The 18596-nt window shown below is 61.0% G+C and carries 14 protein-coding genes and 1 tRNA gene; 11 read left to right on the plus strand and 4 right to left on the minus strand.

The features are described from left to right. Positions 1 to 415 precede the first annotated feature (415 nt). Positions 416 to 661, minus strand: coding sequence for a DUF982 domain-containing protein (locus tag ACI2KA_RS12870; RefSeq protein ID WP_404502583.1), 246 nt, complete (start codon positions 659 to 661; stop codon positions 416 to 418). A gap of 83 nt (positions 662 to 744) precedes the next feature. Then, a complete protein-coding gene (locus ACI2KA_RS12875; RefSeq protein WP_404502585.1) occupies positions 745 to 1050 on the minus strand; it encodes a hypothetical protein in 306 nt (101 codons plus the stop codon). Between the two features lie 748 nt (positions 1051 to 1798). Between ACI2KA_RS12875 and ACI2KA_RS12880 the strand changes: the two genes are divergently transcribed. From ACI2KA_RS12880 to exoR, 8 genes are all read left to right on the plus strand, one after another. Continuing rightward, complete coding sequence (locus tag ACI2KA_RS12880; RefSeq protein ID WP_404502587.1) at positions 1799 to 1951, plus strand: DUF3309 family protein; 153 nt, start codon at positions 1799 to 1801, stop codon at positions 1949 to 1951. 240 nt (positions 1952 to 2191) lie between these two features. After that, positions 2192 to 2265 (plus strand) — tRNA-Cys (locus ACI2KA_RS12885). 242 nt (positions 2266 to 2507) lie between these two features. Next, a complete protein-coding gene (locus ACI2KA_RS12890) occupies positions 2508 to 3179 on the plus strand; it encodes a protein-L-isoaspartate O-methyltransferase (protein ID WP_404502589.1) in 672 nt (223 codons plus the stop codon). 397 nt (positions 3180 to 3576) lie between these two features. Further along, on the plus strand, positions 3577 to 4554 hold the full coding sequence (gene popZ, locus ACI2KA_RS12895) for a cell division protein PopZ (RefSeq protein ID WP_404502591.1): 978 nt from the start codon (positions 3577 to 3579) through the stop codon (positions 4552 to 4554). 218 nt (positions 4555 to 4772) lie between these two features. Further along, positions 4773 to 7616 (plus strand): valine--tRNA ligase, encoded by a 2844-nt coding sequence (locus ACI2KA_RS12900; RefSeq protein WP_404502593.1) that lies wholly within the window; start codon positions 4773 to 4775, stop codon positions 7614 to 7616. A 454-nt stretch (positions 7617 to 8070) separates the two neighbouring features. Continuing rightward, positions 8071 to 9354 carry an outer membrane protein transport protein gene (locus ACI2KA_RS12905; protein ID WP_404502595.1) on the plus strand — a complete coding sequence of 428 codons (1284 nt, stop codon included), beginning with the start codon at positions 8071 to 8073 and terminating at the stop codon, positions 9352 to 9354. A 269-nt stretch (positions 9355 to 9623) separates the two neighbouring features. Beyond that, positions 9624 to 9932, plus strand: coding sequence for a hypothetical protein (locus ACI2KA_RS12910; protein WP_404502597.1), 309 nt, complete (start codon positions 9624 to 9626; stop codon positions 9930 to 9932). After that, complete coding sequence (gene exoR, locus ACI2KA_RS12915) at positions 9919 to 10713, plus strand: exopolysaccharide production regulator ExoR (RefSeq protein WP_404502599.1); 795 nt, start codon at positions 9919 to 9921, stop codon at positions 10711 to 10713. The genes ACI2KA_RS12910 and exoR overlap by 14 nt, the downstream gene beginning before the upstream one ends. A 51-nt stretch (positions 10714 to 10764) precedes the next feature. Here exoR and xth read toward each other — a convergent pair whose 3' ends face one another. Continuing rightward, positions 10765 to 11562, minus strand: a complete 798-nt coding sequence (gene xth / locus ACI2KA_RS12920; protein WP_404502601.1) for an exodeoxyribonuclease III — start codon at positions 11560 to 11562, stop codon at positions 10765 to 10767. A 310-nt stretch (positions 11563 to 11872) separates the two neighbouring features. Then, on the minus strand, positions 11873 to 12205 hold the full coding sequence (gene erpA / locus ACI2KA_RS12925) for an iron-sulfur cluster insertion protein ErpA (RefSeq protein WP_404502603.1): 333 nt from the start codon (positions 12203 to 12205) through the stop codon (positions 11873 to 11875). 215 nt (positions 12206 to 12420) lie between these two features. Between erpA and ACI2KA_RS12930 the strand changes: the two genes are divergently transcribed. From ACI2KA_RS12930 to ACI2KA_RS12940, 3 genes are all read left to right on the plus strand, one after another. Next, positions 12421 to 13638 carry a deoxyguanosinetriphosphate triphosphohydrolase gene (locus ACI2KA_RS12930; protein ID WP_404502605.1) on the plus strand — a complete coding sequence of 406 codons (1218 nt, stop codon included), beginning with the start codon at positions 12421 to 12423 and terminating at the stop codon, positions 13636 to 13638. Positions 13639 to 13714: 76 nt separating this feature from the next. Then, positions 13715 to 15472 (plus strand): arginine--tRNA ligase, encoded by a 1758-nt coding sequence (gene argS / locus ACI2KA_RS12935; RefSeq protein ID WP_404502607.1) that lies wholly within the window; start codon positions 13715 to 13717, stop codon positions 15470 to 15472. 66 nt (positions 15473 to 15538) lie between these two features. Next, a complete protein-coding gene (locus tag ACI2KA_RS12940) occupies positions 15539 to 18550 on the plus strand; it encodes an SPOR domain-containing protein (protein WP_404502609.1) in 3012 nt (1003 codons plus the stop codon). The last annotated feature ends 46 nt before the right edge of the window (positions 18551 to 18596 follow it).

Consider the following 18596-nt stretch of genomic DNA (forward strand, 5'->3'; position numbering starts at 1 on the left):
GTTCAGATCGGCAGGTTGACCATGAGAAGGCAGCTTGCAACCACGAAGCCGAGCATCGAGATTTCGAGAAAACCGTTCAGTCCGTCACGCATTCCAATCCTCCTTGTATTGAGCGAAAAGAGAACGGGCGGAGCCTATTGCGGTTCCATAACAGAAGAATGAAATTTAGAGATTTTTAACACGCGACCTTGCGACGGTGGGCTGCGAGGCGGACGGCGCTTCAGCCGGTGACGACGAAGGCCACCACCAGGTGGCCGACAAGGCCGATCGCCAGGCAGGAGAGGAGAAAAATGAACAGGGCTTTTTTCATGTTTCCTGAAGCTTCCATCTGTTGCGATCCATTGAACCTGTATTGCTGAAAATAGGACGCCGCGCGCGGCATGTATGTCCGGTGCGCGGCCCTTCGTCCCCGCCGTCAGGCCTTGATGTCGAGGCCCGCCTCGATGGCGGCGGCGATGAAGGCCTTGCGCGCATCTTCCGGTTTCTTGCGGCCGGCATCGACGGCGGCGCAGATCAGCAGCGCCTTGTCCAGCGCTTCGCCGTCCTCGACCGGCCAGTCCTCGATCAGCGCCCAGGAAGCGGCCTGCGTGGTTTCGATGCTCGTATAGTCGCCCGGCGTTTCAAACGCGATCAGGACGGGTTTTTGCCAGCGCGTATTCATCGCCTATCCGTTTTGTTACCGTGCCCGGCTCTAAACGAAGCTGCCGCGATGTGCAATCCCGCCGGCGGGCCGGTTCGGTGCGGTCAGTCGTCGCGCCCGAACAGCCAGTCGCGGATGATGCGCCGGTCGATAAGTTCCAGCGAGCGGTCAGGCGCGATGCGATAGGTTTCCACCGCTCTCGTGCTGCCGTCGATGCGGAACTCATGCGTGAAGGTGCTGCCGATCGGCGATTTCGTCAGCTTGGTGCGCGGCTGGCCCCTGTAGATGATGCTGCCGGGGATGGGTTCGACATAGGGCGCAGGCCCGGCGTAACCGGCTGGTCCGGCGGTCGTGCATCCTGAAAGCGCCAGCGCAAGCGTGACGATGGCCGATGATAGGAGCGTTTTCATCCTGTCCTCCGAAGTGCGTCTTTAAAAACGACAGAGAGGCGCAGCGGTTCCGGCGAGCAAGAAGATCGGAGGCAATTCGTCCCGGCTATTTGCTTTTCGGATTCTGAATATCGCGCGCGACCCAGCGAAAGAAAAAATAGACGAGGAGGCCAAAGATGAAAAGCGGGATGAGGTTCGCAAAACCGGACATGTGATTCTCGTTTCTCCCTCCCGATCCGGGGTGTAGCCGGGCAGAGGGCGACGAGGCAAGAGCGGCGTGCCCTGTCAGGGGTAAAATGTCCGTGTGTCCAGAGAATGAAGAGATGCAAGACGACAGGAATTTGCCGGGGGCTGCGCTGTCGCGCCGGGGGAGACCTGGCGCACTGCCAGTGATGCCAGGTCTCTCCGTCTCCCGCCAGTTTCAGGGTACGGGCGACTTCGATCAGTATGGCGAGTGATTGCTAATATACATAGGCCGAAAAATTACCTCGAATAAATCATTGCCATGGCCGATCCCGGGGAAGGCCGCCGCGCGGCCCTCTGCGCGCGCCATTATTATCCGGCGAATTTTCTCAGATGACGCGGGCGAAACATTCTTCCGCGAGGCTGCCGCGCAATCCGCCGTCGCTCCGTCGAGGGAGGCTAACCCTTTGAACCGGAATGAACGGCTTTTCCTCAGCCCGCCATGGCGGTCCGGCCCGCAAGGGAACCTTTTGCGGCTTTCGTCATTCAAGCCAGCAGGAAACATGCCAATAGTGGAGGGTTAAACATGCTCGGCACCATCCTCGTCGTCCTGCTCATTCTGTTCCTGATCGGCGCGCTGCCAAGCTGGGGTTACCATAATTACGGCTATGGTCCTTCGGGCGGTCTCGGACTGGTTCTCGTCATCGTCCTGATCCTCGTTCTGCTCGGGCGGCTCTGATCGATCGCCGTCAAGACGGCAGCAATCGCCCGCAGCGCCGTAAATGCGACGGCTGCGGGCATTGTTTTTTCTGACATATGTGTAAGATACAAAAAATACCGTAATCTGAAGCACTTGGATGGCGCATAAGGGCATTGCGCCGATCCGGCCTGAAAAAACACTACATTCGGAACGAACCCTCTTGCGCCCAAAATGGATTCGTTCTAAATGCCCGCCATCGCTTGATTGATGAGCGCGTGAGGCCTCGTGGCGGAGTGGTGACGCAGAGGACTGCAAATCCTTGTACCCCGGTTCAATTCCGGGCGAGGCCTCCAAAAATTCCAAGAACATCGGTGTTGTCAGAGCAAACGGTCCGGTTTCGCGGTCATTTGCCTTTGTTCCGGTTCAGAAAATCCCCGCCCATTCGCTTTTTCCCGCCCATCCGCCTTACCGCGCTTGAAAGCGCGCGTCTTGGCAATTATGAGATTATCCAAAGGCGCGGGGAGACCCGCGTCATTTCGAGCTTTTGGGGCCGAGGCTTCCCGACCGGCATCCGTGAAATTGAGGCGATAACGACATGATGGATTTCGAAACCGCGCGCGCCAATATGGTCGACAGCCAGTTGCGCACGACCGACGTGACCTCGCATTCGGTGTTGAAGGCGTTCTTGAGCGTGCCGCGCGAGGCTTTCGTGCCGGCCGGCGTGCGGCAGATTGCCTATGCGGATGAGGATATGCAGATCTGTCCGGCCCGCGACGGCCGCCCGGCGCGCTACGTCATGAAGGCTTCGCCGCTGGCGAAACTGCTGCAGCTTGCCGCCGTCTCCAAGGAAGATGTGGTGCTGGAAGTCGGCGGTGGTTCCGGTTACGCGGCAGCCATCCTGTCGCAGCTTGCCGGTTCGGTGGTGTCGCTCGAATGCGACGAAGCGCTGGCGGCGCAGGCGACCGAGACTTTGGTGTCGCTTGGATATGACAATGTCGCCGTCGTCACCGGCGATCTCGAAAAGGGTTATGCGGGCGAGGCTCCCTATGATCTGGTGTTCGTCAACGGTTCTGTCGAGGAAGTGCCGGCGGCGCTGACCGATCAGCTGCGCGATGGCGGTCGGCTGGTCGTTGTCGTCGGATATGGCAATGCCGCAAAGGCCACCGTCTATCGCCGCGATGGCAACAGCACCTCGGCCGCAAGCTCTTTCAACGCCTCGGTCAAGCCTCTGCCCGGTTTTGCCAAGGCGGCCGAGTTCGTTTTCTGATCAACGGCGATCGTCCTGCTCGTGACGCCGGGGTGGACCTTCCATCCCGGCGTTTGTTTTTGCGGGCAGGGCGCGGCCCGGTTCGATGCCCGCCCCGAGCGAGGTTTCCACAAAGCTGTGCATCACCGCGAAACTTGTCGAATCAGTGATTTAGTTCCGCGCTATGCTGCCCTAGACTAAAGGTGATTCGGGGTGTGCGTATTTCTGCCCCGCATGACCCTGCAACAGGGACGGCAAAAACGCCCGGCGGTTTTGTTCCAACCTGTTTCAGAGCGTCGGCACGGCAGCCGGTTGGGTTGTCGTTGGCGCGATGCAACAATTGAACAGGTGCGAAGCGCCCTGTCCGGCGCCCGAACGGTGCGGCAGGGATGCGCAAGAGTGGAAACCGGGGATTGATATGGCTCAGCCAAGCGTAGCGCGTGAACCGTCCATGGAAGAGATTTTGGCGTCCATTCGCCGGATCATCGAAAGCAACGAGACCGTCGGTCCCGCCGGCGCGTTTTCCGGGCAGTTGCCGCCCGTCTACGACGATGAAGACGATGCCGCAAGCGAGGCGGCCTTCGTGGCCGAGCCGGTCAGTCCGCCGGCGCGCGTTCCCCCCGCCGCAAATCAGGCCTATGCCGCGCGACCGGTACAGGATTTTTCGCCGGCTTTTGAAAAACCGGCGGCTGACCCGCAGGAAAGCTCTCCTGAAAAGACCATGTCGCTCGCCGATGTCGCCGCCCGTGTGCGTGCAGCCGCCGACCGCAACGCCGCCATGGGGCCGCAGGCATTCGCCGCGCAGGCCCAGCGCGGCGCGGCCGAGGCCACCGCGCCGTCTTCCGGCGTGTCGCAGCCCCAGGCGGCGGCTTCGTCCGAACGCGCCGCCCCGCAGCGCCCGACGGATGTCCGCCCGCTGATGGTCGCCGCCGCGGCCGGCGCCGCTGAGCAGCCCGCGCCTCAGGCGTCGGAGGATCGTGCCGCCGCTGCCGCAATCGAAAATGCGCCTTCGGCCGAAAGCCGTTTCGATCAGCTTTCGCTGCGCGGCGCGCTTGAAACGCCGGCGGCTGCCGAGCGTTTCGATATCGCCCTGCAGGAACCCGTCCTCGATGCGGCGATTTTCGATCTCGCCGCGCGGGAGGGAGAAAACGAGGCGGATGTTGCGGGCGGCCTGTCGCTCAATCTTCTTTCCGCTGCCGCCGGGGCGCAGATCGCCCAATCCTTCAGTGAACTGGCCGAGGTGTTCGACGGCGTCGGACGGCGCTCGATCGAGGACATGGCCGCCGAGATGCTGCGCCCGATGCTGCAGGACTGGCTGGAAGACAATCTGCCGACGCTGGTGGAGCGTCTCGTGCGCGAGGAAATCGAGCGCGTGGCGCGCGGTTCGCGCCGCTAGGGCCGATCCGGCCGCCCGCCGCAATCGCGGTGGATGCGACGAAACAGGGGCCGCTCCGGCATCGGGGCGGCTTTTTTGTTGAAGATGAAGGTGTTATGGGGTCATAGTCATCCGTGGGGCCGCTCAATGGTGGCTTGCGGGCGGGTTTCTGTTGACTCTCTCCCGTCCATCCTTATTTAAAAAAATCCACACAAGAACTCTAAAATTCAGGTCAGGAAATGCTCGAAAAGACCTATGATTCCGCAGCCGTCGAACCGAAGATCGCCAAAGCCTGGGACGAGGCGAACGCTTTTCGTGCCGGCGCCAACGCCAAGCCGGGCGCGGAAACCTTCACCATCGTCATTCCGCCGCCGAATGTGACGGGCTCCCTGCATATGGGCCACGCGCTCAACAACACGCTGCAGGACATATTGGTCCGTTTCGAGCGCATGCGCGGCAAGGATGTGCTGTGGCAGCCCGGCATGGACCATGCCGGCATCGCCACCCAGATGGTGGTCGAGCGCAAGCTGATGGAACAGCAGCTGCCGGGCCGCCGCGACATGGGTCGCGAAGCTTTCGTGGAGAAGGTCTGGGAGTGGAAAGCTGAATCCGGCGGCCTGATCTTCAACCAGCTGAAGCGCCTTGGCGCATCCTGCGACTGGTCGCGCGAGCGCTTCACCATGGATGAGGGCCTGTCAGAAGCCGTTCTCGAGGTGTTCGTCACGCTCTACAAGCAGGGCCTGATCTACAAGGACAAGCGCCTCGTCAACTGGGACCCGAAACTGCTGACTGCGATTTCCGACATGGAGGTCGAGCAGATCGAGATGAAGGGCAACCTGTGGCACCTGCGTTATCCGCTGGAAAAGGGCGTCACCTATCAATATCCGGTCGCCTTCGACGAGGAGGGCAAACCCACCGAATTCGAGACGCGCGATTATATCGTTGTCGCCACGACGCGCCCGGAAACCATGCTCGGCGATACCGGCGTTGCGGTGAACCCGGAAGACGAGCGTTACAAGGGCATTGTCGGCAAGCATGTCATCCTGCCGATCGTCGGCCGCAAGATTCCGATCGTTGCCGATGATTATGCCGATCCGACAGCCGGCACGGGCGCCGTGAAGATCACGCCTGCGCATGACTTCAACGATTTCGAGGTCGGCAAGCGCTGTGGCCTGCGCGCCATCAACGTCATGAACATCGATGGCACCATCACCATCAAGGAGAATGAGGATTTTCTCGAAGGTCTCGATCATCCCGCCGCCCTGCACGGCGCGTGGGATCGTCTGGAAGGGCAGGATCGCTTCTTCGCCCGCAAGGTCATCGTCGAAATCTTCGAGGAAGCCGGCCTGCTCGACAGGATCGAGCCGCACAAGCATGTGGTGCCGCATGGCGATCGCGGCGGCGTGCCGATCGAGCCGCGCCTGACCGACCAGTGGTGGGTGGACAACAAGACGCTGGCCCAGCCGGCAATCGCCTCGGTGCGCGAAGGCCGCACCAATTTCGTGCCGAAGAACTGGGAAAACACCTACTTCCAGTGGATGGAGAATATCCAGCCCTGGTGTATCTCCCGGCAATTGTGGTGGGGCCACCAGATCCCCGCATGGTACGGTCCGGATGGGCAGGTCTTCGTCGAGAAGACCGAAGAAGAGGCGCTGCAGGCGGCGATCCAGCACTATATCGCCCATGAAGGCCCATGGAAGGCCTGGGTGGAGGAGAAGCTCGAGAATTTCGCGCCCGGCGAGATCCTGACGCGCGACGAAGATGTGCTCGACACCTGGTTCTCGTCGGCGCTGTGGCCGTTCTCGACGCTCGGCTGGCCCGAACAGACACCGGAACTGGCGCGTTATTACCCCACCAACGTGCTGGTCACGGGCTTCGACATCATTCCGTTCTGGGTGGTGCGGATGATGCAGATGGGCCTGCATTTCATGAAGGACGACGCCGGTAACCCGGTCGAGCCTTTCAGCACGGTCTATATTCACGCGCTGGTTCGCGACAAGAACGGCCAGAAGATGTCGAAGTCCAAGGGCAACGTCATCGATCCTCTGGAGCTGATCGACGAATATGGCGCGGATGCGCTGCGCTTTACGCTTGCCATCATGGCGGCTCAGGGGCGCGACGTGAAGCTCGATCCCGCGCGTATCGCCGGTTACCGCAATTTCGGCACCAAGCTGTGGAACGCCACGCGCTTTGCCGAGATGAACGGCGTGAAGCGCGACCCGCACTTCCTCGCCGAAACCGCCTCGCTGACGATCAACCGCTGGATCCTGACCGAGCTTGCCAATACCGCGCGCGACGTGACGGCGGCGCTTGAGAATTTCCGCTTCAACGATGCCTCCGGCATTCTCTACCGTTTCGTCTGGAACCAGTTCTGCGACTGGTATCTGGAACTGCTGAAGCCCGTCTTCAGCGGCGAGGATGAAAAGGCGAAGACGGAATCGCAGGCCTGCGCAGCCTATGTTCTGGACGAAATCTACAAGCTGCTGCATCCCTTCATGCCTTTCATGACGGAAGAGCTGTGGGCGCATACGGCCGGCGAGGGCGAGGAGCGCGACGATCTGCTGTGCCTCACCGACTGGCCGGTACCGGAGTTCCGCGACGATGCCGCAGCTGCGGAAATCAACTGGCTGATCGATCTCGTTTCCGGCATCCGTTCCGCACGCGCCGAGATGAACGTGCCGCCCGGCGCCACCGCCTCGCTGGTGGTCGTCGGCGCCAACACCTCCACCGAAGCGCGGCTCGACCGCCATGCCGCCGCCATCCGGCGCCTGGCGCGGGCCGATGAAATCCGCGGCGGCGATGTGGCGCCGAAGGGCTCCGCCCAGATCATCGTCGGTGAAGCCACCATCTGCTTGCCGCTCGGCAACCTCGTCGATCTCGCGGCGGAAAAGGCCCGTCTGGAAAAGGCGATCGGCAAGGTGGATGCGGAAATGGAGCGTATCGACAAGAAGCTGTCGAACGAAAAATTCGTCGCCAATGCCGATCCGGAAGTCGTTGCCGCCGAGCGCGAGCGCAAGGCCGAACTGGAGGTGCAGCTGACAAGCCTCAGGACCGCCATGCAGCGGGTCAGCGAAGCGGGATAATTTCCGGTTTCGTCCAGATACAGAAACGCCCCGCTAATGCGGGGCGTTTTTTTTGCCGTTCGTCACGTTTGATTTCGTTTCATTGCTGCGTTGCAGCGCCGAATCATTTCTGCGCCACAGCGCGATTATTTCATCGCGATCTGCCTGCGAAGGGCGCGGAAAAGCGGAAAAAAGCCAATAAAAACGGCTTCATAAGCGGGTTTCTTCGGGAAAGTGTCACTGTGGTTATTTGGCGACATTTCCGGTCCGCTTTGGGAATTTGTTTCGTTTTGTGTCAATTTTTCCGAACGGATTAGAAAAATAGCCTAAAATGATTATTTTACGGGGCAGACATGAAATTCTTACGTAAAAAAATTGCCGCATTTGCGCGGCAGCCGCGACCTGCGGCGGATTGTCATTTGTCCTTCGGCATTTCACTCTATCCTTGATCACATTGCCTTGATTGGGGAGAGAGATGGCAAAAACTGCAATTTTTCGCGGCGCGGTATGTTTCGCAGTCAGCATCGCGGCGGTCACGCCTTCACTGGCCGGCGGCCTTGAGCGCGGCGGTTACAATATCGACCTGCTGTTCGATCCGTCCGATTATGTTCTCGACAGTTCAGCCACTTTCGTCGCTCCGCAGCGCAAGGTGGAGAATGCGCGCGACAATCCGGTAAAGAGCGGCGGTCTCCTGCCGTCGTCCTGGTCGACGACTGCCGATGATTCCGAAAACTACTGGTCGACACGTGTTGGCGCGAAGGCCGCGATCGGCGATTTCGGTGATTGCATGTTCGACTATTCGCAGCCTTGGGGCGCGGATCTCAACCCCGGCATCTGGCAGGGATCGAGCTATAACATCGAAACCAAGGTCAAGTCGCACAATTACGCCACCACCTGCCGGGTGAAATTCGATCTCGGCAAGGGCGATTTCTCGATCATCGGCGGCGGCTTCTATCAGGAGATCAGCGGTTATAAATATCGTCAGGTCGTTTCCCCGACAGCGCTCGGTCCGGCTTATCCTTCGATTTATTCCGGCGTCGGCAAGCTGGAAATGGAAGGTGACGGCTGGGGATGGCGCGCGGGTATCGCATATGAGATCCCCGAAATCGCGTTCCGTACCAGCCTTGTCTATAACAGCGCCGTCGATCACGATCTGAACGGTACTGTTGACCTTAGAGGTCTGCCGGCTGCAGGCAGTCCGGCCCTTATTGCCTATGGCGGCAAGATCACGCCGGTTTATGGTTCGGTCTCCATGCCGGACAGCGTGGAACTGAAGGTGCAGTCGGGCATCGCGCCGGACTGGCTTGCTTTCGGTTCGGTGAAGTGGACGGACTGGAGCCAGATTCAGGTCGTGCCTTTCTGCCAGGTCGGTGTTGCGTCCTGTATTGCGGGCGTCACCTCGCTCACCACGCTCGATCTTTATTATCGTGACGGCTGGACGGTGACCGGCGGTATCGGCCACAAGTTCAACGATCAGTGGAGCGGCGCCGTCAGCCTTACCTGGGATCGTGGTACTTCGACGGTGATCGGCACCCAGACCGATACGTGGATGATCGGCACCCAGGTCGTCTATTCGCCCACCCCGAACCTCGAGTTCAAGATTGCCGGTGCGCTCGGCCTGCTCACCTCCGGTGAATCCTCCATCAATGGCGGCCGTTGCAGCTCGGTCGGTACGGCGACCTGCGGTGACGAGGCTGGCTACAGCTTTGGCAGCGACCTCGTGGCGGCGATTTCCACCGGCGTCAAGGTCAAGTTCTGACCCCCATTCTTCCGCTGATGCTAAAATAAAGGTCCGGTTTACCAACCGGGCCTTTTTTCATTGGCGACTGTGATTCCTGCTCGATAAATTTTTCTAGCCCGAAAGTTTTGTGACGATTTGGCAACACTTTTCTGCAAGCGTGGGGCCGCGTTGGAATGTGAGCATATCTGTCCATTTCCCGCCACAAACAGGGTGCTTGGCTTATGTTTAGGGACACGGGAATGGAAGAACATGCGGGCGTTTGATGTGGGCCTGTGGAGTTGCGACGAGTGAAAACGGATTTGGATTCAGGGTTTAAGCAAGTAATGCGGGAATTGATCCCGGTTTTCTTGTTTGGCGCTGACCGGCGGATGACGACATGCCGTTATATTGCCGGAAATTATGCCTATATCTGTTTCACTGGAAAATTAGGGCAATGGCCGCGAAAAACCACCGGTGGTGCGCTGGGAAGTGCTGCCGGAAAGACGCAGTGTGTTCGAAAAATCGCGACCCGGCGGGGTTCGGCTTTGCAGTATTCCGCAAGTATTGGCTATATGCCGGGAAGAGTGAGAGAAGTTCGCCGAAATGCTGAAATGTGAAGCCAACGTTTTAAAGCCGCTCCTTATGGGCATGTTGCTTGCGTCGCTCGCAATGCCTGCCGCGGCTTTTGACATCAATGCGGGCGTGACCAAGGAATCCGGCCCCTTCGACCTGTTCAAGTTCGGTTTCAAGGCCTACAAGAACGGCAACAAGGGTGAAGCCGTCGAGGCCTATCGCTACGCGGCCGAAAAGGGCCATACCGGCTCGCGCTGGGCGCTTGCCAATATGTATGCCTATGGCGACGGCGTCGCCAAGAACGACTTCGAAGCTTTCAAGATCTACAGCGAGATCGCCAGCCAGGGCGTCGAGCCGGGTTCCGAGGATACCGGCTTTTTCGTCAACGCGCTGCTCTCCCTTGCCGATTATTACCGTCACGGCATTCCCGGCAGCCCGGTGAAGATGGACCTTTCGCAGGCCCGCCAGCTTTATTTCCAGGTTGCTTCCACCTTCGGCGTGGCTGAAGCGCAGTTCCGGCTGGCGGAGATGATCCTCGCCGGCGAGGGCGGCCGGGCCGATGTGCAGCAGGCCAAGAAGTGGCTAAACCAGGCCCGCAAGCATGGTCATGCCGGCGCCATGTCGATCTTCGGCAACCTGATCTTCCAGGAAGGCCAGACGACGCAGGGGCTGGCCTTCATGACGGCGGCGCTCGACAAATGCACGGCGGCGGACTGTACCTGGATCCAGAACCTGCAGGAGCAGGCTTTTTCGCTGGCCGGTGAAAACGATCGCCGCGCCGCCATCGCCATGGCGCAGAACATGCGCATTGACGATCCCGATTAAGAGACTATCCGTTGGGGCGATTGTATTCGCCCGACCCGATACCGGAGCCCGTCAGCCCACGGGCCGGAAATCGAAATAACCGCAGACCGGCACGTGATCGGACGGTTTTTCCCAAGCCCGCACATGTTTTTCGATGCTGACGGATTGCAGCCTGTCAGCCGCTTCCGCCGAGAGCATCAGGTGATCGATGCGGATGCCGTTATTCTTCGGCCATGCACCGGCCTGATAGTCCCAGAAGGAATAAAGTCCGGCCTCGTCCGTCGTCGCACGCGCGGCGTCGGTGAGACCCAGATGCTCCAGCCTGCGGAACGCCGAGCGCGTCTGTGGCAGGAAAAGCGCATCGCCTTCCCAGACGCGCGGGTCGTGGCAATCGAAGGGTTCGGGAATGACGTTGTAGTCGCCCGCCAGGACAAGCGGCTCCTCAAGCGCCAGGCGGTCTTCGGCAAAGCGCCGCAGCCGTTCCATCCAGGCGAGCTTGTAGGGATATTTGACCGGGTCGTCCGGCGGATTGCCGTTTGGCAGGTAAAGCGAGCAGACGCGGATCGCGCCGCCTTCGACGGAAAACACGCCTTCGATGAAACGGGCCTGTTCGTCGGCATCGTCGCCCGGCAGGCCACGATTGACCTCGTCCGGCCTGACCTTCGACAAGAGCGCCACGCCGTTGAAACCTTTCTGGCCGTGGGTCTCGACGTGATAACCGAGCGCCTCCAGCTCCAGCCGGGGAAAACCCTCGTCAACCGACTTGATTTCCTGAAGGCAGACGATATCGGGCGATGAATCCTTCAGCCACTGGCAGAGGTTTTCGATACGCGCCTTGACGCCGTTGATGTTCCAGGTGGCAATCTTCATCGGAGTTTCCCTTTTGCGAGGGTACTTTTACCCGATGCAAAAGCGATTGCCACCGTTTTTGGAAAATGGTGGTGCGGATGTGGTGGAAAGACGCCGGGCGGGCGGGGTCGCTGCGTTTCTCCTCCCTCATTCCTGTGGTTGTCACAGGAATCCAGCCGGCCCAAGTCCTTGGGCTGAAAGGACTCTTCCCGCCGCGCAGACGCGCGTCAACTGGATTCCTGTGACAAGCACAGGAATGAGGGAGGAGAGAGATGCGAGTTACTTCAAAGCTTGGTGACTGGCGTGCGGATTGCGCGCCGGTATTTCCCACTCAAATAGAAAAGCTCGTGCCGCAGCCGCAGCTTGCCACGGCATTCGGGTTCTTGATCTGGAAGGACTGGCCGAGCAGATTGTCGACGAAGTCGATTTCCGAGCCGGCCATGTAGACCACCGACAGGCTGTCGATCAGCACCCTGGCGTCGCCGCGGGCAATCACGATGTCGTCATCGGCGGGGTCTTCGGCCAGATCGAACTTGTAGGAGAAGCCCGAGCAGCCGCCGCCTTCCACCGAGACGCGCAGCGCCTGTTTGCCGGCGTCGGCGGCAACGATCTGCGCGATTCGCTTCGCCGCAGCTTCCGAAAGGGTAATGTCGCTGTTTTCCATGTCGTTTCTCCTGCCGGGGTCAAGAACCGGAGAGCAATAATCTCGTTGTCACCATTATAAACCGGTCAAATTAACGGTCTATAGCCTGTGTGAAGACGGTCAACACGGCGATGATGCTTTGCGTCGACCTCTGCGATAGGTATGAAGGGTGAATGAAAAGGTCAATGGCCGAGACCAAAAGGAAGCCCCGGCCGGCGAAGACAACAGGTGGATGCATGATCATAGACCAGCGCGCATTGGGTTTCGGAAGCGGCGAGAGGGCGGTTTTCGCCTCGGATCCATGGACCACGCGCGGGCGTCTTTTTCCCGAAGCCGGAAGCCTGACGCGCTCGGAATTCCAGCGCGACCGGGATCGCATCGTCCACACGACCGCCTTTCGCCGCCTGAAGCACAAGACGCAGGTGTTCATCAGTCCTGACGGCGACCATTATCGCACGCGTCTTACCCACACCATCGAGGTGGCGCAGATCGCCCGGGCGCTGGCGCGCGCGCTGAAGCTGGACGAGGATCTGGCCGAAGGCGTGGCGCTGGTGCATGATTTCGGCCACACGCCCTTCGGCCATACCGGCGAAGATGCGCTGGATGCGGTGCTGCTGCCCTATGGCGGCTTCGATCATAATGCCCAGTCGCTGCGCATCGTCACCAAGCTGGAGCGCCGTTATGCCGAATATGACGGCATCAACCTGACCTGGGAGACGCTGGAGGGCCTCGTCAAGCACAATGGCCCGCTGGTGGATGCCAGGGGCGAGGGGATCAAGGGACCGGTTCCTCTGCCCATTCTCGACTATTGCGAGCTGCAGGATCTGGAGATCGGCAGCTATGCCAGCCTTGAAGCACAGGTAGCGGCGATTGCCGATGACATCGCCTATAATACCCACGACATCGACGACGGGTTGCGCGCCGGTTATCTCACTTTCGAGATGCTGGAGGAGGTGCCATTCCTCGGCGGCCTGATGGCCGAGGTGCGGGCGAAATATCCCGTGCTCGACAAGGAGCGTTTCGCCAATGAGATCATGCGCCGCCAGATCACCCATATGGTGGAAGATGTGATCGGCGTTGCGCAGCAGAATCTCGCCCGTCTGAAGCCGAAGAGTGCGGCCGATATCCGCGCCGCCGATTTCACCGTCGCGACCTTCTCGCCCGAGATGGCCGAGACCGACCGCCAGATCAAGAAGTTGCTGTTCGGTCATATCTACCGGCATCCGGAAATCATGCGCATCCGCGCCGGTGCAACGCAGATCGTCACCGATCTTTTCCACCGCTATATGGAAACGCCGGCGGAAATGCAGAGCCACTATTGGGTGGACAGCATTTCCGGCATGAGCGTGGCCGCCAAGGCCCGGCATGTGGGCGACTATCTGGCGGGCATGACCGACAGTTATGCACTGCGCGCCCACCAGCGGCTGTTTGACCACACCCCCGATTTGCGATAGGGCAGCGGGCGATCGCGAAGCCGACCCGGTTATGATGGCCGGACATAAACAGAAGCCCTTCGCGCAGGTTGGAACGATGAACATTTTTGCCGATTTCGATACCAGGATCAAAAACGCGCTCGAGACCCTCGATCTCGTGAAAGAGAACCGCGAAAAGGTCGATTTCGGTCGAATTACCGTCGAATCCCCGCGTGATCTGAGCCATGGCGATGTCGCAACCAATGCAGCGATGGTGCTGGCGAAGCCGCTCGGCACCAATCCGCGGGCGCTGGCCGAACTCATCGTGCCGGCCCTTCAGGCGGATGGCGATGTCGACAGCGTCAATGTCGCCGGTCCGGGCTTCATCAATCTCAAGGTCTCCGTCGGTTACTGGCAGCGTCTGCTGGCCGACATGATCGGGCAGGGCATCGATTTCGGCCGCTCCACCATTGGCGCCGGCCAGAAGATCAACGTCGAATATGTTTCCGCCAACCCGACCGGCCCGATGCATGTCGGCCATTGCCGTGGTGCGGTTGTCGGCGACACGCTGGCGAACCTGCTCGCTTTCGCCGGTTACGGCGTCACCAAGGAATATTACATCAACGATGCCGGCTCGCAGATCGACGTGCTGGCCCGTTCCGTCTTCCTGCGTTACCGCGAGGCGCTGGGCGAAGATATCGGCACCATTCCGTCCGGTCTTTACCCCGGCGACTATCTCGTTCCGGTCGGCCAGGCGCTGGCGGATGAATATGGCATCAAGCTGCGCGCCATGCCCGAGGAAAAGTGGCTGCCTATCGTGAAGGACAAGGCGATCGACGCGATGATGGCGATGATCCGCGAGGATCTGGCGCTGCTCAACGTCCGGCACGACGTGTTCTTCTCGGAACGCACGCTGCATGCGGGCAATGGCGGCCCGATCCTCTCGGCCATCAACGACCTCACCTTCAAGGGCCATGTCTACAAGGGTACATTGCCGCCGCCGAAGGGCGAGTTGCCGGAGGATTGGGAGGACCGCGAGCAGACGCTGTTCCGCTCCACGGAAGTGGGCGACGACATGGACCGCGCGCTGATGAAATCGGACGGTTCCTACACCTATTTCGCCGCCGATGTCGCTTATTTCAAGAACAAGTTCGACCGCGGTTTTTCCGAGATGATCTATGTGCTCGGCGCCGACCATGGCGGTTACGTCAAGCGGCTGGAAGCCGTTGCGCGCGCTGTTTCCGAAGGCAAGTCGAAACTGACGGTGCTTCTGTGCCAGCTCGTCAAGCTGTTCCGCGATGGCGAGCCGGTGAAGATGTCGAAACGCTCCGGTGACTTCGTGACGCTGCGCGACGTTGTCGACGAAGTCGGTCGCGATCCGGTGCGATTCATGATGCTTTATCGGAAGAATTCCGAGCCGCTGGACTTCGATTTCGCGAAAGTGACCGAACAATCGAAGGATAATCCGGTCTTTTACGTGCAATATGCGCATGCCCGCTCGATGTCGATCTTCCGGCAGGCGCAGGAAGCGTTTCCGGGGCTTGCTCCCTCCGCGCAAGAGATGGCGGCATCCGTCTCTTTGATTAGCGATATCAATGAGTTGCAGCTGGTTGCGAAACTTGCCGAATATCCGCGCCTGATCGAATCCGCGGCCCTTTCGCACGAGCCGCACCGGCTTGCTTTTTACCTCTACGATCTCGCCAGTTCCTTCCATGGACACTGGAACAAGGGCAAAGACCAGCCGGAATTACGTTTTATTAACGATAAAAACCGAGAATTGAGCATTGCCAGACTTGGGCTGGTGAATGCTGTCGCGAATGTTTTGAAGTCTGGCCTTACGCTTTTGGGAGCGGACGCACCTGACGAAATGCGATAACATGTCACCATTATTTGCTCACAATACGCTGGCAAGAGCTGCAATGCGTAGATGGTGGAACACGTAATGGTCGAAAAAAATGTCGCGTATAACCGGGACGCCCGGTCCGAAGGCTTCGCTGACAACGATCCTCTGGCAGAACTGGCGCGTATCGTCGGCTTCGAAGATCGTCCTTCGCATGCGGGTTCCGAGGCTGCGCCAGCGGTTGCCCGCCGCGAACCCGAATTCAACCTCGAAGACGAGCTGCTGCGGGAATTCGAGGTTTACGATGCGCCGCACGCCGATCCGGTCGTGCTTGATCCGGCAAACGATGTCCGTGCGGCTGTTCACCCCAGCGATTTCATGCAGCGCGTCGAATCGGTTTTTGCCCGCCGCGAGCCGGAGCTTGCGCCGGTGGCCGAGCCAGCGCCTCAAGCCGAGGTGAGCGAAGAGCCGCTTCCGGAGGTCGACCAGGCCTATATTCACAATTACGTCGAGACATCGGCGCAGCAGGATATTCGTGCGGATTTCCGTGACGATGCCGGTGCTGTGGCGGAAGTTTTCGATGTGCATTCGCGCCAGCCGCGCGCCGCCGAGCCGGTTGTCTACCAGCCGGCCGCCCAGCAGGTGGCATGGGACGAGCCGCAGTCTTTCGAACCGTCCGAGCCCGAATGGCACGCCATGCCGGAGCTTCCGGCCGATGTTTCGAGCAATATTGCTTCGTCCGCTCATGCGCATGCACCGGAACCGCAGGCTTTCGATCTCGCCGACGAGGTTGAAATCGCTGTTGCGGAGGAAGCGCCTGCGCCGATTTCCGTGCGTCCGCCCTCGCATGGCGGCCGGTCGTCGCTGGAATTCTCCAGCCTGCGTCTGCCGCTTGCCAATTTCGGCGCGCGTCGTGATGTTTCGGCCGCTGATCCGCGTCGGGTCGAGCCGCAGCCGGCGGCGACCCGGATCGAACCTCCCGTGGAGCAAGCGCCCGCACCCGTCGTCGTTCAGGCGGAAGAGGCTGCGCCGGCTTTTGCGCCTTTCGTTGCCGAGACCGCCAAGCCTGCCGAGCCGTCCGTTGCGCCTGCGGTTGCCGAGCAGCCGTCCGCGGGAAATCTCTCGCCGATGGACGAGCTGATCTACAACGTTGCGAAATATTCCATTCCCGGACGCGGCGAAGAGCCGGTGGTGGAGTCCGCACCGGTGGTGCAGGCTGCGAAAGCCGAGCCGGCGGTTGCTGCACCGGTTGCCGCAACGCCCGTCAAGGCGGCGCCCGCCGCTTCCGTTTCGCCTTCGTCGCCCGCCCCGGAGCCGGATTTCGGGGATTTCGCCAGCTTTAACGACGATGATTTCGAACTGGCGCTCGATGATCTCGATCTTGATCTCGACCTCTCGGACATCGCCGAAGCCGAAGTTGCGCCCGTCGCTGCGCCACAGCCGGTTCGCCAGCAGCCTGTTGCTGCCGTAGAAGCTGTCGCTGCCGCGCCGCAGCCGGTGAGGGAGCAACCTGCACCGCAGCGTGCCGTGCCGGTATCCGCCGCCGCACCGGCGGCCTTCGTCGCTCCGGTCCAGCCGCGTCCGGTTGCCGCCGCGCCGCAGCCGGTTGCGCCGCAGACGCTGGAAACCCTGCCTTTCGATCCCTCGCAGATCGGCGAGACGGAGGAGCACCCGGAAAACATCGTCGAGATGGATGTACCGGAACTGCCCGTCGGCGTTTTCGAGCCCAAGCCGGCGCCGCGTCGTCACGAGGAAGATCTCGATATCGACACCGAGCTTGCGACGCTGTTTGCGCCGGCGGTTGCCGGCGGCCTCGACCGTCACAAGCATGCCGAAAACCGCAGTGCCGTCCAGGCGCGTCCCGCACAGGCTCCCGAAGAGGCCGACGAGTTCGAGCGGGCGCTGGAAGAGGATTTCCGCCGCTCCATGCAGGAGGCTGCCGCGTCCCGCGGCAATGCGCCTCGCGATGCCGAAAATACCTATGTCGATCATCAGGCCGCCTATCGCGATGAAGACGAACGCGGCGGTCGCCGCTGGATCATGCCGGTAGCAGCCGCCATCGGTCTGGTGCTTGTCGGCGGCGGCGTTTACGCGCTGATGTCCGGCGGCTCGTCCGGCGCCGGCTCCAACGGCGCGCCGGTCATCATTTCCGCCGATAACGATCCGATGAAGGTCGTGCCGGAAAATCCGGGCGGCCGCGTCGTGCCCAACCAGGATAAGGCGGTTTATGACCGCGTGGCCGGCGGCAGCGCCGCCGATCCGAAGCAGCCGGCGTTGATTTCCAGCAATGAACAGCCGGTGGATGTGGTGCAGCGCACGCTGATCCCCGAACAATTGCCGCTGGAAGGCGAAAACGACGCGGATATGGAAGCCGCCGGCACGCCGGTTGGCGAGACCGAAGATCCGCGCCTGCTGTCGCCGGAAGAAAAGGCCGCTCAGAACGAAGGTGCCGGCGCAACCGGCGTTTCGCCGCGCAAGGTCCGCACCATGATCGTCAAGCCGGACGGCACGCTTGTCGCCCAGGAAGTGGAAGCCCCGGCAGCGCAGCCGCCGAAGGCCGACAAGGTCGAGGAGCTTGCCGCACCGCAGACCGCCAAGCCGGGTGAGGGCGCTCCTGCCGTCATCGCCGCCTCGCGGGTTCCCGTGGCGCCGGAACAGCCGGCACAGCCGCAGGCCAATACGCCTGCCGCCGCCAAGCCGGCCGCACAGTCGGCGGCGCCGCTTCCGTCGGCGCGTCCGTCCTCTCAGCCTGCCAATGTGGTGGCAACGGTGACGAACCAGGGCAATGTCCGCCCGACGGCGACGGCTCCCGCCCAGCCGCAGGCCCAGACGGCCGCCGCCACACCGGCTGCGACCAGCACGCCGTCTGCCGGCGGTTATTACATCCAGATCGCCTCGCTGCCGAGCCAGGCCGAAGCCCAGAAGTCCTACCAGAGCATGTCCGCCAAGTTCGGCTCGGTCATCGGTGGACGCGGCGTCGACATCAAGGCGGCTGAAATTGCCGGCAAGGGCACCTTCTACCGCGTCCGCATCCCGGCGGGTGACAAGAACGAAGCCGTGGCGCTGTGCGAGAAGTTCCGCTCGGCCGGCGGCAGCTGCCTGGTGGCGCGGTGATAACGGTCGGATTGGCGTAGAAAGATTGGGGCTGCCGCATAAGGCG

The sequence above is a fragment of the Agrobacterium sp. NPDC089420 genome (assembly GCF_044900305.1).
Classification (GTDB): domain Bacteria; phylum Pseudomonadota; class Alphaproteobacteria; order Rhizobiales; family Rhizobiaceae; genus Agrobacterium.